The sequence below is a fragment of the Tepidicella baoligensis genome, assembly GCF_013432195.1.
Lineage (GTDB): Bacteria > Pseudomonadota > Gammaproteobacteria > Burkholderiales > Burkholderiaceae_C > Tepidicella > Tepidicella baoligensis.
The window spans coordinates 401,147-415,120 of record NZ_JACCDB010000001.1 but is presented as its reverse complement, the minus strand read 5'-3'; the positions used below and the strand labels follow the sequence as shown (position 1 = coordinate 415,120).

At 65.8% G+C, this 13,974-nt stretch carries 12 protein-coding genes; 6 read left to right on the top strand and 6 right to left on the bottom strand.

Going from position 1 to position 13,974, the window contains the following annotated elements; genetic code table 11:
* Window positions 1–5: 5 nt before the first annotated feature.
* From HZS63_RS01910 to HZS63_RS01900, 3 genes are all read left to right on the top strand, one after another.
* On the top strand, window positions 6–1,595 hold the full coding sequence (locus HZS63_RS01910) for an AmpG family muropeptide MFS transporter (RefSeq protein ID WP_180682325.1): 1,590 nt from the start codon (window positions 6–8) through the stop codon (window positions 1,593–1,595).
* A gap of 87 nt (window positions 1,596–1,682) precedes the next feature.
* Window positions 1,683–2,402: a response regulator gene (locus tag HZS63_RS01905; protein ID WP_180682324.1), complete on the top strand. Its 720-nt coding sequence runs from the start codon at window positions 1,683–1,685 to the stop codon at window positions 2,400–2,402.
* Window positions 2,403–2,414: 12 nt separating this feature from the next.
* Window positions 2,415–3,650 (top strand): ATP-binding protein, encoded by a 1,236-nt coding sequence (locus HZS63_RS01900; RefSeq protein WP_180682323.1) that lies wholly within the window; start codon window positions 2,415–2,417, stop codon window positions 3,648–3,650.
* Window positions 3,651–3,898: 248 nt separating this feature from the next.
* Here HZS63_RS01900 and HZS63_RS01895 read toward each other — a convergent pair whose 3' ends face one another.
* Both HZS63_RS01895 and HZS63_RS01890 read right to left on the bottom strand, forming a co-directional pair.
* Window positions 3,899–6,607, bottom strand: coding sequence for a cation-translocating P-type ATPase (locus tag HZS63_RS01895; RefSeq protein ID WP_180682322.1), 2,709 nt, complete (start codon window positions 6,605–6,607; stop codon window positions 3,899–3,901).
* A gap of 257 nt (window positions 6,608–6,864) precedes the next feature.
* Window positions 6,865–7,482: a glutathione S-transferase gene (locus HZS63_RS01890; protein ID WP_180682321.1), complete on the bottom strand. Its 618-nt coding sequence runs from the start codon at window positions 7,480–7,482 to the stop codon at window positions 6,865–6,867.
* A 114-nt stretch (window positions 7,483–7,596) separates the two neighbouring features.
* Here HZS63_RS01890 and purB point away from each other — a divergent pair, with 114 nt between their 5' ends.
* Window positions 7,597–9,045 (top strand): adenylosuccinate lyase, encoded by a 1,449-nt coding sequence (gene purB, locus HZS63_RS01885; RefSeq protein WP_180682320.1) that lies wholly within the window; start codon window positions 7,597–7,599, stop codon window positions 9,043–9,045.
* Window positions 9,046–9,079: 34 nt separating this feature from the next.
* Here purB and HZS63_RS01880 read toward each other — a convergent pair whose 3' ends face one another.
* Both HZS63_RS01880 and HZS63_RS01875 read right to left on the bottom strand, forming a co-directional pair.
* On the bottom strand, window positions 9,080–9,532 hold the full coding sequence (locus HZS63_RS01880; protein WP_180682319.1) for a DUF3717 domain-containing protein: 453 nt from the start codon (window positions 9,530–9,532) through the stop codon (window positions 9,080–9,082).
* A 40-nt stretch (window positions 9,533–9,572) separates the two neighbouring features.
* Window positions 9,573–11,150: a M48 family metalloprotease gene (locus HZS63_RS01875; RefSeq protein ID WP_246316080.1), complete on the bottom strand. Its 1,578-nt coding sequence runs from the start codon at window positions 11,148–11,150 to the stop codon at window positions 9,573–9,575.
* 59 nt (window positions 11,151–11,209) lie between these two features.
* Here HZS63_RS01875 and moaC point away from each other — a divergent pair, with 59 nt between their 5' ends.
* On the top strand, window positions 11,210–11,689 hold the full coding sequence (gene moaC, locus HZS63_RS01870; RefSeq protein ID WP_180682318.1) for a cyclic pyranopterin monophosphate synthase MoaC: 480 nt from the start codon (window positions 11,210–11,212) through the stop codon (window positions 11,687–11,689).
* 20 nt (window positions 11,690–11,709) lie between these two features.
* Here moaC and HZS63_RS01865 read toward each other — a convergent pair whose 3' ends face one another.
* Both HZS63_RS01865 and HZS63_RS01860 read right to left on the bottom strand, forming a co-directional pair.
* Window positions 11,710–12,561 (bottom strand): 3-hydroxybutyryl-CoA dehydrogenase, encoded by an 852-nt coding sequence (locus HZS63_RS01865; RefSeq protein WP_180682317.1) that lies wholly within the window; start codon window positions 12,559–12,561, stop codon window positions 11,710–11,712.
* 147 nt (window positions 12,562–12,708) lie between these two features.
* Window positions 12,709–13,260 carry a phasin family protein gene (locus HZS63_RS01860; RefSeq protein ID WP_180682316.1) on the bottom strand — a complete coding sequence of 184 codons (552 nt, stop codon included), beginning with the start codon at window positions 13,258–13,260 and terminating at the stop codon, window positions 12,709–12,711.
* Window positions 13,261–13,493: 233 nt separating this feature from the next.
* Here HZS63_RS01860 and HZS63_RS01855 point away from each other — a divergent pair, with 233 nt between their 5' ends.
* Complete coding sequence (locus HZS63_RS01855) at window positions 13,494–13,961, top strand: CopD family protein (protein ID WP_180682315.1); 468 nt, start codon at window positions 13,494–13,496, stop codon at window positions 13,959–13,961.
* The last annotated feature ends 13 nt before the right edge of the window (window positions 13,962–13,974 follow it).

The window sequence follows — 13,974 nt, the reverse complement described above, 5'->3', positions numbered from 1 at the left end:
GTGGCATGTCAGTGTCACCAGCTGTAACCTCCACGCCCGATCCTGCCGTTGCGTCACCTCCATCCGCCCGGACCTGGCGCGACAGCCTGGCCGCGTTGTGGGACTGGCGCGTGCTCAGCATGCTCATGCTCGGGTTTTCGGCCGGCTTGCCGATCCTGCTGATTTTTTCCTCGCTCTCCTTGTGGTTGATCGAAGCCGGTGTGGAGCGCCGTGCGGTCACTTTCTTCAGTTGGGCGGCGCTGGGGTATTCGTTCAAGTTCATCTGGGCACCGCTGGTGGACCGTTTGCCCTTGCCGCTGCTCACCGCATGGTTGGGTCGGCGGCGTGCCTACATGCTGCTGGCGCAGATGGGCGTGGCGAGCGCCATCGTGGGCATGGCCATGACGGACCCCGCCAGCGGCGGGCATACCCTCACCACCATGGCGCTGTTCGCGGTGTTGCTGGGCTTCATGTCGGCGACGCAGGACATCGTCATCGACGCCTACCGCATCGAAATCGCCCGACCGGAGCAGCAGGGCCTGCTGTCGTCGGCCTACATCGCGGGTTACCGGGTGGGCATGATCGTGGCCGGTGCGGGGGCCTTGTTTCTGGCTTCGTACTGGGGTTCGGCGCGCGGCGGCTACAGCTACGAGGCCTGGCAGTGGACGTATCTGGTCATGGCGGCGGTGATGGGGGTGGGCATGCTGACCACGCTGATCACGCCCGAGCCACCGGCTTCGGCGCGTCTAACCGAGCCCGCACCTTCCGGTCAACATGCGCGGCTGCTGGCGGTGTTCATCGCCAGCGTGCTGGCGTTCGTGGGTGTGTTCTACACGGCAGGCCAGGTGGGCGCTTCGTCGGTGGCGGGTCAGGGGCCGTTGCTGAACCTGCTGTTCGAGACCAGCCGCATGGCGCTGGGCCTGGCGGCTGCCTTCGGGGTGGGCTGGCTGTTGGTGCGTGCAGGGCTTGCCAGCCGCGCACAGGCCCGCATCACCTGGGTGGAGCCGGTGCTGGACTTTTTCCAGCGCTACGGCGCGCGCACCGCCTGGCTGCTGCTGGCGCTGGTGGGGTTGTACCGCATTTCCGACATCGTGCTGGGCGTGATTTCCAACGTGTTCTACCAGGACATGGGCTTCAGCAAGCCCGAAATCGCCTACGCCGTCAAAACCTACGGCGTCATCATCAGCATCTTCGGGGGCTTCATGGGGGGCATCCTGGCCACCCGGTTCGGCGTGATGCGCTCGCTCATGTGGGGCGCCATTCTGGCCGCTGGCACCAACCTGGCTTTCATCGTGCTGGCCTATGCGGGGCACAACCTCACGCTGCTGTACCTGATCGTCTCGGCCGACAATCTGGCCGCCGGTTTTGCCAGTGCGGCTTTTGTGGCCTTCCTGTCCAGCCTGACCAATGTGTCGTTCACGGCGGTGCAGTACGCCATCTTCAGCTCGCTCATGACGCTGTTGCCCAAGACGCTCGGAGGCTATTCGGGCGGCATCGTGGACGGGCTGGGCTACCCGGGATTCTTTCTGTTCACCGCGCTCATGGGTTTGCCGGTGATAGGCCTGGTGTGGCTGGCAGGCCATCGGTTGGAGATTGCGCAGCCGCCCAGGGCCTGAGGCTGGGATGGTCTCGGGGCGGCCGGGCTTCATGCAACTTTACACGGGCTTGCACGGTGCATCACACGGCCGTGGCAACATCGGGCCATGAACATGCCGCATCTGCTCATGATCGAGGACGACACCCGGCTGGCCGCCATGGTGGGGGAGTACCTGCAGCAGTCGGGCTACTCCTTCGAGCAGGCCGCTGAGGGGGTAGAAGGTGTGCGACGGTTACAGGACCGCCTGCCCGATCTGGTCATCCTGGACCTGATGCTGCCCGACATCGATGGCCTGGAGGTGTGCCGGCGGCTGCGCGCCCTGCCTGGGGCGGCAAGCCGCGTGCCGGTGATCATGCTCACCGCCAAGGGCGATCCGATGGACCGGGTGATCGGCCTGGAGATGGGCGCGGACGACTACCTGCCCAAGCCGTTCGAGCCGCGTGAGCTGCTGGCCCGCATTCGCGCGGTGCTGCGTCGGCGGGCTGAGCCGGGCCCCGGCCCTGATGTGGCCCCGCGCCCTGCGCTGCGCTTCGGTTCGCTCGAAATCGACCGCGACGCACGCACCGTGACCGTGGCGGGTCAACCGTGCGAGATCACCTCCTATCAATTCGATTTGCTCGTGGTGCTGGCCGAGCGCGCCGGCCGGGTGCTTACGCGGGACCAGATCATGGAAGCCGTGCGGGGCCGTGAGCTGGAGGCGTTCGACCGCTCGATCGACGTCCACATCGGCCGCATCCGCCAGGCGATCGAGGCCGACCCGAAAAACCCGCGCCGCATCCTCACCGTGCGCGGGGTGGGCTATGTCTTTGCCAAACAGCAGGACTGAGGAACTCGGCCCATGCGCCTGCATCAGCACCTGTACCTGCGTATCTGGCTCGCGCTGACGGCGGTGATCGTGGTCATGACGCTGCTGTTGGGTTGGCTCTGGCGTGCCCAATGGGAGCACGAACGGGCTCAACGCCCAGGCGGCGTGGTGGTGCTGCGCGATGCCGCCGGACAGGAAATCGGGCGTGCCCAGGCCCGGCGTCAGTGGGTTCCGGGGCAGGGCGTGGAATTCGAGGTCCCGCTGGCCGACGGTCAAACGCTGACCATCCAGTTGCCGCGCCCGAGTCGCCCACCGCACGCCCGCAACACCGATCCGTTCCGGTTCATCCAGTCGTTCTGGGGGTTCACCACCCTGCTGTTGCTGATTGCCGTGGCGGTGGCTCTGGGCGCCTACCCGGTGGTCCGGCGTCTCACGCAGCGTCTGGAAGTGCTCCAGCAAGGGGTGGCGCGTTGGGGGGAGGGGCGTCTCGACACCCGTTTGCCCGTGCAGGGACAGGACGAAGTGGCCTTTCTGGCCGAACGCTTCAATGCCGCGGCCGACCGCGTGCAGGCTTTGCTGGCGTCACACAAGGCGCTGCTGGCGAATGCCTCGCACGAGCTGCGTTCGCCGCTGGCCCGTATCCGCATGGGGCTGGAGCTGCTGGCCAGCGGCACCGCCGATGCAAAGGGCCGTGAGCGCCAGCTGGCGGAAATCTCGCGCAACATTGCCGAACTCGACCAGCTGATCGATGAAATCCTGCTGGCCAGCCGGCTGGATTTGACGGATCCGAACGACCCCAGCGCCCTGGGCGCGGCGGAAGATGTCGATCTGCTCGGGCTCGCCGCCGAGGAGTGCGCCCGCGTCGGGGCGACCCTGGCGGTGGCAGACGAAGCGCCCCCGGTGCTGCTGCGCGGCTATCCGCGCCTGCTGCGCCGCCTGTTGCGCAACCTGCTGGAAAACGCCCGCCGCCATGGTGGCGGGCCAGCACCGGATGCGGTGAGCTGTACCCTGGAGACCGTACCAGACGTGGACGGGCGCCCCCTGTGGCGCATTCGTGTGGCGGATACAGGCCCCGGCGTGCCCGATGCCTACAAGGAGCGGGTGTTCGAGCCCTTTTTCCGGCTCCCGGGTCAAAGCGAGCGCGAGGGCGGAGTCGGGCTTGGGCTGGCCCTCGTGCGGGCCATCGCCCGCCGCCACCGGGGGGACGTTCGCTGTATCGACCAACCAGGCGGTGGTGCCTGTTTTGTGGTCGATTTGAAGTCATGGTGATCCGTATCCCCCAAACAGGGGATGTCCAGAATCTTGCTGCAGTTGCACAATACCCAACAACGCTGTCAGCACAACACAACACGATTACAGCCCGTACGAGGGCATTCAGGGAGTGGCTGGCACCGAAGAGGAAGCCGGCCACTTATGGAAAGGTTCCCAACGACGTCCTGATGGACTTCAAGCCGCCCTTCGGGGCGGTTTTTTTTCGTCCATCGCTACAAAAGCTCGAGTCGTCGTGGCGGTGGCGGTCATCGCCAGCGGCGCAGCAACGCCTTTTCCGCCTCGATCACCAGAAAGACCCCGAGTCCGATCGCCATCGGCAGCAGCCAGTGGCGCAGGGTCAATGGGGCTGTGCCGAACCAGGTGTTCATGATGGGCAGGTACACAAAGGCCAGCTGCAGCGCCACCAGCACGCCCACCGCCACCCAGACGGCCCGGTTGGTGAACAGGTGCGTGAGCGTGAGGCTGGACGCCACGAGAAAGCGGCTGTTGAACAAATAGAAGGCCTGGGCGATCACGAGGGTGTTGACGGCCATGGTACGGGCCACGGCCAATTCCATGCCCAGCCACAGCTCCACCTCGAACATGACCATGGTGGCGCCACCGATCAGCACCGATACCGCCGCGACGCGCCACAGCATCGCCGTGCCCATGATGGGGGTGCCGGGCTTGCGCGGGGGGCGCTCCATCACGCCGGGCTCGGCCGGTTCGAACGCCAGTGCCAGCGCCAGCGTGACGGCCACCACCATGTTGACCCACAGGATTTGCACCGGGGTGAGCGGCAGGGTGAGACCCAGCACCACCGCCACCAGCATCACCAGGCCCTGGGCGCCGTTGGTGGGCAGGATGAACAGGATCGCCTTGCGCAGGTTGTCGTAGATGGTGCGCCCTTCCTCGATTGCCCGTTCAATGGAGGAAAAGTTGTCGTCGGCCAGCACGATCTCGGCGGCTTCCTTGGTGGCCTCGGTGCCCTTGATGCCCATGGCCACGCCCACGTCGGCCCGTTTGAGGGCGGGGGCGTCGTTCACGCCGTCCCCCGTCATCGCCACCACTTCGCCGCGCGCCTGCAAGGCCTGGACCAGGCGCAGCTTGTGCTCCGGGCTGGTGCGGGCGAAGATGTCGCAGGTCTGGGCGATCTCTTGCAGCTCCGTGTCCGAGGCGGCCTCCAGCTCCGTGCCGGTGACCACCTTGAGACTCTCGGGCGTGCCCAGTCCCATCTCGATGCCGATCGCGCGCGCCGTGCCGGCGTGATCGCCGGTGATCATCTTCACACGGATGCCGGCGGTGTGGCAGGAACGGATGGCCTCGATCGCCTCGGGCCGGGGCGGATCGATGATGCCGATGAGGCCGAGAAAGACCATGTCTTCCTCCAGATCGCTCAGGGTCAGGTCCGTCTTGTGGGGATGCGTCTCGCGGGCAGCGGCTGCCAGCACGCGCAGCCCTTCGCTGCTGAGCCGTTCGATCTGGGCTTCCCAATACGCCCGATCCAAGGGTTCGATGTCGCCCTCGGTGCCCAGTTCATAGGTGCAGCGATCGAGCAACCGGTCGGGGGCTCCTTTGAGCAGGATACGGCGTTGCCCCGTGGGCGTGGTGTTGAGCGTGGCCATGAACTTGTTGGCCGACTCGAACGGGATGCTGGCGTGGCGCTCGTGGGCATCGGCCTGGAAGCCGGCCTTGAGGGCCAGTGTGCGCAGGGCGCCCTCGGTCGGCTCGCCGGTGACTTTCCACTGACCGTCCTCCTCGGCGACATGGGTGTCGTTCGCCACCGCCACCACCTCGATGAGGGCGTGCAGGTGCAGATGTTCCTGCAGGCTGACCAGTTGGCCATTGAGCGTGATGTCTCCCTTGGGCTGGTAGCCGGTGCCGCTCACATCGTAGAAGCCGCCTCGCGTGACCACGTGGCGCACGGTCATCTCGTTGCGGGTGAGGGTGCCCGTCTTGTCGGAGCAGATCACGGTGACCGAACCCAGCGTCTCGACGGCGGTGAGCTTGCGCGTGATGGCGTTGCGCCGGGCCATACGCTGCACCCCCAGCGCCAGCGTGATGGTAAGGATGGCGGGCAGCCCCTCGGGAATGGCTGCGACCGCGAAGCCGATGGCGGCCAGGAACACCTCTCCCAGCGGCAAGTCGTGCAGCCCCAGACCCACCGCCAGCATCAACAAGGCCAGGCCCACGATCACCACCGACAGCACCTTGCTGAACTGGGCCATCTGCCGGGTCAGCGGCGTCTGCAAGGTCTGGACCTCGGCAATCATCCGGTTGATGCGGCCGAGTTCGGTCTGCGCACCGGTTGCGGTGACCACGCCGACACCACGGCCCGTGACCACCAGGGTGCCGGAATAAGCCATCCCGACCCGGTCACCCACACCGGCGTCCGCCGCCACGGCCTCGGGGGATTTGTCCGCGGGGACCGATTCGCCGGTCAGCGCCGACTCCTCGATACGCAGGTTGGTGGCCTCGATGAGGCGCAGGTCGGCCGGCACGCGGTCGCCCGAACGCAGGCGCACGATGTCGCCAGGCACCAGGGCGTCGGCGTCGATCTCGCTCCACTGGCCGTCGCGCCGCACCTGGGCATGCAGCGACAGCATCTTGCGTATGCCTTCCAGCGCTTCCTCGGCCTTGCCTTCCTGAATGAAGCCGATGATGGCGTTGATCACCACCACGCCCAGGATGACACCTGTGTCGATCCAGTGGCCGAGCAGGGCGGTGATGCCCGCCGCGACGATCAGAATGTAGATGAGGATGTCGTGAAAGTGCTTGAAAAAGCGCTTGAGCAGCCCGTCCTTGGGCGGAGCCGGCAGCCGGTTCGGGCCCACGCGCTGCAGCCGGGCGTTGGCTTCGTCGCTGCGCAGCCCGCCGGCGTCGGTGGCCAGGGCGCGCAGCACCTCTTCGGCGGTCTTGGCATGAGGGGCATCTACGGTGAAAGGGTTGTCGGTGGGGCGGGACAGGTCGGTCATGCCACCTATCCTACCCCACGCAAGCCCTACACATCTTGTTGCAAATCAAGCAGGCGCGCGCGGCCGTCTCCGGGGAACTTTCCCGCGGCCGACGACACGAAACGTCAGTGTCGCAGGCCTCAAGGCCGCGCACGGGAGTTGCTGCAGCTGCGAAGCCGAGGGCGTCCTGCCCGAGACCCCTCCGGGGTGATTCTCCTCCTCCCTCCCTCCTCCTTTATCCCGGAGTGCTTCGCAGCTCTTTTTATTTGGTCCGATGATCAAGCGGGCGGCTGGCTGTCGGCAAAGCTTGGTCGTTGCAAAAGCTTGTCGTAGAGCTTCGCCAAATTGGGATGGGGGCTGCGCCAGTCGATGTCGGGGAAGCGGAAGTCCAGGTAGCCCAGCGCACAGCCCACGGCCACGTCGGCCAAGGTGAAATGGATGCCGTGACAGAAAGGTTTGTCGGCCAGACCTTGGCTCATGGCACGCAGGCCGTGCAGAATCTTGCCGCGCTGGCGGTCGATCCAGGCCTGGCAGCGCTGCCCGGGCTTGCGTTGCTCCCAGGTGGCCTCCAGCCGGGCCAGCACGGCCGCATCCAGAATGCCGTCGGCCAGCGCTTCCCAGGTCTTGACCTCCACACGTTCGCGCCCGCTGGGGGGGATCAGCTTGCCCACCGGCGACAGCGTGTCGAGGTATTCGACGATCACGCGCGAATCGTAAATGGCCTCGCCGCCTTCCATGACGAGGCACGGCACCTTGCCCAGGGGGTTGGCGTCGCTGATGGTGGTGGCGTCTGACCAGACGTTTTCTTCGACGAACTGAAACTCGAGCTTCTTCTCGGCCATGACGATGCGCACTTTGCGCACGTAGGGGCTGGTGTGGGCGCCGATGAGTTTCATGGAGTGTTCACGGTAGTCTTGGGGCAGGCCATTTTAGCGATCTGCCCTGATGTGTGTCTGGCAACGGGTCAGGGATGGCCGGTCGGGGGGAGGGCTTCTACAATCCAGCCCATCATGCAAGCAACTGTCTCCGTCGATTTCTCCCCCGTCACCGCTTTGTCGCCGTTGGATGGCCGTTACGCGGGCAAACTCGCCGCGCTGCGCCCCTTCATGAGCGAGTACGGCTACATGCACCGCCGCGTGCAGGTGGAGCTGGCCTGGTTCGAGCACCTGAGTGACGCCGGCTTTGCCGAATTTCCGCCGCTGTCCCAGGAGGCGCGCGCCCATTTGCGCGCCATCGTGGCCAACTTCACCCCGGCCGACGCCGAGGCTATCAAAGCCATCGAAAAGATCACCAACCACGACGTCAAGGCCGTGGAATACTGGATCCGTGGCAACGCCGCCCTGGGCGTCAAAGGCGCTTTCGACGGCTGGCCCGAGCTGCAGAAGGCCGGCGAGTTCGTGCACTTTGCCTGCACCAGCGAGGACATCAACAACACCAGCCACGCGCTGCAGATCAAGGCCGGGCGTGACCAGGTGCTGTTGCCGGGGCTGGACGCCATCATCGAGAAGCTGCGCGCCCTGGCCCATGCCTATGCCGCCGTGCCCATGCTCAGTCGCACCCACGGCCAGACCGCCAGCCCCACCACCGTGGGCAAAGAGCTGGGCAACGTGGCGGTGCGTCTGTCGGCCGCGCGCCAGGCCATCGCCCGCGTGAAGTTGATGGGCAAGATGAACGGTGCCGTGGGCAACTACAACGCCCACCTCAGCGCCTGGCCCGATTTCGACTGGGAGGCTTTCAGCCGTGCCGTGGTGGAAACCCCGGAAGCCACCCCCGATACCCCGGCCAATGCCCGCATCGGCTTGGGCCTGACTTTTCAGCCCTACAGCATCCAGATCGAGCCGCACGACTACATGGCCGAGCTGTTCGATGCCGTGGCGCGCAGCAACACCATCCTGATCGATCTGGCACGCGACATCTGGGGCTACATCAGCCTGGGTTATTTCAAGCAAAAGCTCAAGGCGGGCGAGATCGGCTCCAGCACCATGCCGCACAAGGTCAACCCGATCGACTTCGAGAACGCCGAAGGCAACCTGGGGCTGGCCAACGCACTGCTCAGGCACCTGAGCGAGAAGCTGCCCATCAGCCGTTGGCAGCGCGACCTGACCGATTCCACCGTGCTGCGCAACATGGGTGTGGCGCTGGGCTACGCGGTGCTGGCACACCAGTCGCTGATGACCGGCCTGAACAAGCTGGAACTGAACGAGGAAGCGCTGGCGGCCGACCTGGACGCCGCCTGGGAGGTGCTGGCCGAGCCGATCCAGACCGTGATGCGCCGCTACGGCGTGCCGGGCGCCTATGAAAAGCTCAAAGAGGTCACGCGCGGCAAGTCGGTGACCAAAGAGGCCCTGCATGCGCTGATCGTGTCGTTGGACATTCCCCAGACCGAAAAGGACCGTCTGTTGGCCATGACACCGGCCAGCTATGTCGGCAAGGCGGTGGAGCTGGCGCAACGGGTGTGAGAGGATGCCCCGGCGCGGCAGGTGGCGTGGCGCCTCAAGTCGGGGTGTTCGAGGCTTCGGTCTGAGCGTTTGGTGCCGGGCTGGTGGCCACGGCCCGCTCGGCATAGGTGTTGAAGCGCCAAGCCTTGTTTTCCAGTGTGATGCGGCGCCAGGTGCCGCGTTTTTCGGCCGGGCTCATGGCGGGCCAGCGCTGGACTTCGTCGAAGGTGCGGCCGCAGCCTTTGCAGATCTCGTCACCCTGGCTGGTCGAGCAGATGGCGATGCAGGGCGTGTCCGGGGTGGTGTGGTACCACTCGAGCCAGGCCGCATAGGCCGCACGCGGCATGGTGGCTTCGTCGGCGTAATCCTCGCGGTAGTAAACGAGCAGGGCGTACACCTCGGCCAGGGCGCGGATTTCGTCGGCCAGCACGATGCCGTCTGGCGACGGTTTGCGCTGGCGCCAGTGGTTGATCGCGGCCTCGATGTCGGAAATGTGTATGCCTGCCATGGTGCAATTCCAGGGGGCCAATGATAGCGGGGGACAGGCGTCAGCGTGCGTCCCGGGACTGTTCGCGGACCAGGGCTTCGGTCTGGCGTACACGGGCGTCGAGAATGGACAGCTCGATGTGGTCCACCTGGGGGGCACTGCGGGCCATCTGCTGGGCTGCACGCAGCCGGTCCAGGGCGCCGGGGGCGTCGAGGTGGGCCAGTCGGGCCTCTGCCTCGGCGCGAGCGGCGCGCACCGGCTGCTGCTGGACCAGGTGCAGGCCGGCAAGTGTCTGCCAGGCCATGGCGTCCCTCGGGCGCAGGCTGGTCCAGGTCTGGAGCCGTTGCGTGGCCAGGCGCTGGTCGTCCGCCCCCAGGCGCTGCGCGGCCTGGGCGCCCAGCAGCAGGCCGGGGCGGTCGGGGCCATTGAGGCCGGCACGCGCCAGTCGGGCCAGGTCGTCGCGCATCTCGGGGGTGAGGGTGTCGGCGGGTTGCAGGAGCAGGGCTTCCAGGTGCAACCAGTCCAGCGCTTGTCGGGCGGCGGCGTCGGGGGGCGGTGCGGCCTGCAGCTGGCGCAGACCTTCGAGCAGCAGCGGGGTGTCGCGCAGCCGGGCGGCGGCCAGGGTGGCGGCATAGCGCTGCCCCAGGGTGGTCGGATCCTGCTGCGGCCCTTGCGTCTGGCGCAGCGGCGCGGTCAGGGCGCGCAGCCGGTCCGCGCTCGATTCGCTGAGCACCCGGGCTCGGGCTGCCATCTGGGCATGTAGGTAGGCCGACACCGGGCCGCTGCTCGCGGCACGGCTGCCTGCCGCGCCCAGGTCGGGTACCCGGGCCGTCATGTCGGCGATGCGCTCCGTGGTCAGGGGGTGGCTGCGCAGGTAGGGGAAAGCGCCGTCGTCGTTCAGTCGCGACGCGGCTTGCAGCTTCTCGAACATGGTGACGAAGCCGACGGCGTCGAAACCGGCTTCGGTCATGATCCCGAAGCCGATGCGGTCGGCTTCGCGTTCCATGTCGCGCGAAAAGTTGAGCTGCGACTGGATGGCCACCGCTTGCCCGCCGGCGATGGCGGCGTTGGCGATATCGACATTCTTGGCCGCATTCGCGGCCAGCGCCCCGAGGATCATGGCCCCGATCACCCAAGGCGCTTGCTGGTTCTGCCGGGCGATGAGCCGGGCAATGTGCCGTTGCGAGACGTGGCTGAGTTCGTGGGCCAGCACCGAGGCGAGTTCGTCCGGCGTGGACACCACGGCGATCAGTCCCAGATAGACGCCGAGATACCCCCCAGGCAAGGCGAAGGCATTGACGCTGCGGTCGCGGCCGATCAGGATCTCCCAGGCGAAGCGCTCTGCCAGTTCGACCGGCAGGTCTCCCCGCCGCTGAGCGGCTTGCACCAGCGGCTGCCAGATGGCTTGCAAATAGGCATGCAGGACCGGGTCGTCCAGGTAGTCCGGGTCGCGGTAGAGGGTGCGGGCGATCTGGTCGCCCAGGCGCCGCTCCTCGCTCAGCGTCAGTTGGCCGCTGTCACCCAGGGCGGGGAGGCCGCGCACGGGTGGCGGCTCGGTTTGAGACCAGGCCAGTGGGGCCAGCCACAGAGGGGCGGCCACAACGAGGGGCCAGCAACGGCGCATCATCTTGAGAGACATGAGCGTATGATGCCAGCCTCGCGTCAAAATTCCGCATCCTCGCGGGTGCCCGCCTGCTCATGACTGCTCCTCTCACGCATTTCGATGCCCAAGGTCAGGCCCACATGGTCGATGTCGGGGCCAAACCGGCCACCCACCGGGTGGCGCGGGCGCAGGGCCGCATCGCCATGCAGCCCGAAACGTTCGCGTTGGTGGCTGCCGGCAGTGCGAAGAAAGGGGATGTGCTGGGGGTGGCCCGGCTGGCCGGCATCATGGCGGCCAAGAAGACCGGCGACCTCATCCCCCTGTGCCATCCGATTGCCCTCACGCGCGTGGCAGTCGAGTTCGAGCTACAGCCCGAACTGGCTGCCGTGCGCTGCCTGGCCACGGCCGAAACCGTGGGCCCCACGGGTGTGGAGATGGAGGCGCTGACTGCCGTCCAGATCGCCCTGCTCACCATTTACGACATGTGCAAGGCCGCCGACCGGGGCATGGTGATCTCCGACGTGAAGCTGCTGGAGAAGCACGGCGGCAAGTCGGGCAGCTTCGTGGCGGGGTGAGGCCCAGAGGTGGCGGTGACTCAATAACGATAGACGCCGCGCCCCGTTTTGCGGCCCAGGTAACCCGCGGCTACCATCTCTTTGAGCAAGGGGCAGGGGCGGTACTTGCTGTCGTTGAATTCGGCGAAGTACACGTTCATCACCGCCAGGCACACGTCCAGGCCGATCATGTCGGCCAGCGCCAATGGCCCGATCGGGTGGTTGCAGCCCAGCTTCATGCCCGCGTCGATGTCTTCGGCGCTGGCCAGGCCCTCGGCCAGCACGAAGAAGGCTTCGTTGATCATGGGCACCAGAATGCGGTTGACCACGAAGCCGGGCGCATTCTTGACTGTGATTGGCGTCTTGCCCAGGCGCAGGGCGAGATCGCGCACCGTGTCGTGGGTGGCGTCGCTCGTTTGCAGGCCACGAATGATCTCGACCAACGCCATCATCGGCACCGGGTTGAAGAAGTGCATGCCGATGAAGCGGTCGGGTCTTCCGGTGACGGCGGCCAGTTGCGTGATGCTGATCGAGCTGGTGTTGGTGGCGATCAGGGTTTCGGGCGCGAGCAGACCGTCGAGCTGGCGCAGGATCTTGATTTTGAGTTCGAGGTTTTCGGTCGCGGCCTCGATGACGAGTTGGGCTTTTTGGAGATCGTCGTAATGCGTGGAGCCCTGGATGCGCGCCAGCGCGGCGTCCTTGTCGGCGGCGGTGAGCTTTTCTTTCTTGATGAGGCGGTCCAAGCTGCTGGCCACGGTGGCCAGGCCTTTTTGCACGGCGGCATCGCTGATATCGACCATCACGACGTGCAGGCCGTTGACGGCGCAGACTTGCGCAATGCCGTTGCCCATGGTGCCGGCTCCAACGATGCCGACGGTGGTGATTTCGCTCATGGAGGTGCTCCTGATGGCTGGATGGGAGGAGGGAATCGTCCGTACATTATCGTGCCCAGTTGACCGGCTTGACCGACCGGTGCGGACCGGGCATGAAAAAACCCCGAGGGCCGTGGGCGCTCGGGGTTTCGCGGGTTGCGAGAGGGATCAGGCAGCGGCCTTGGTGGTCTTGGCCGGCTTGCTGGTGGTTGCGGCGGTGGCCGTGATGGCATGGAAGTTGGCCTCGGCCAGCTCGGTGGCTTGCTTGACGGCCTTCTGCACCGATTCCATGGCGGCGGTGGCGGTGGAGACGGCGTTTTTCACGGCTGCCACAGCGGCTTCGGAGCCTTGGGGCGCGTTCTTGACGGCGGTGTCCACGGCAGCGACGAACTGCTTCTGGGCGTCAGCGGTTTGCGCCTCGGCCAGCTTGGAGACTTCGGCGCCCATGCTGGTGGCGATCTCATACAGATGACGGCTGTAGGAAGCAGCCTTCTCGGCCAGCGGCTGCAGGGCGGCATTTTGCAGAGTCACCAGCTCATGCAGGTCTTTGACGCTCAGCAACGCCTGGGCGTGGCTGGCACCTTCGCTCAGCGAAGCCTTGGCGGCTTGCAGATTCAGCTCGTTGAGCTTCTCGACGCTGGCCAGGGCCTTGCTGCTCAGATCGAACAGGGCGGCGACTTGGGCTTTTTGGTGGGCAATGATTTGTTCAACGGTCAACATGGCAATACTCCTTGAAAAGTGACTGACAGCAAAAAAGACTGTAGAGCGCTGTTGCGTCAAAACCGTGTCAGCCCGGCGATGCTGCGCTGCAACATTAAGGGTAAGTATAGGGGTTATCCTGTGGATTGCAAGCGTTTTTTGTTGCGGTGCAGCAAAAACCGACGAACGGCAGGCTTCAGCGTCACCGTCGCAAAGCTGTTATGGTTCGCCCTGTCTGATTTCAGGAGCCCTTCATGCTGTACGCCTCCCTCAAGACCTTGCATGTGCTGTCGATCGTGATCTGGATCGGCGGCATGGTATTTGCCCATTTTTTTCTGCGGCCCGCCGCCGCGACGCTGGAGCCCGCGGTGCGGTTGAAGCTGTTACATGCCGTGCTCAAGCGGTTTTTCACCACTATCACCTATGTGTCGGTGCTGACCCTGTTCACCGGCTTCTGGATGATGGGGAACGTGGCCAAGACGGTGGTGCAGGCCGGTGGCGAGTTCCAGGCCCCGCTGGACTGGACCCTGATGGCGCTGCTGGGCACGCTGATGGTGTTGATCTTCGGGCACATCCGCTTTGCGCTCTATGGTCGCCTGTCGAAGACAGTGGCGGCGTCTGACTGGTCCGCCGCCGGCGTGGCCATGGACAAGATTCGCCGCTGGGTATCGGTCAATCTGGCCATCGGCGTGTTCATCGTCGTCATCACCTTGATGATGTGACGGCGTTGTCGCC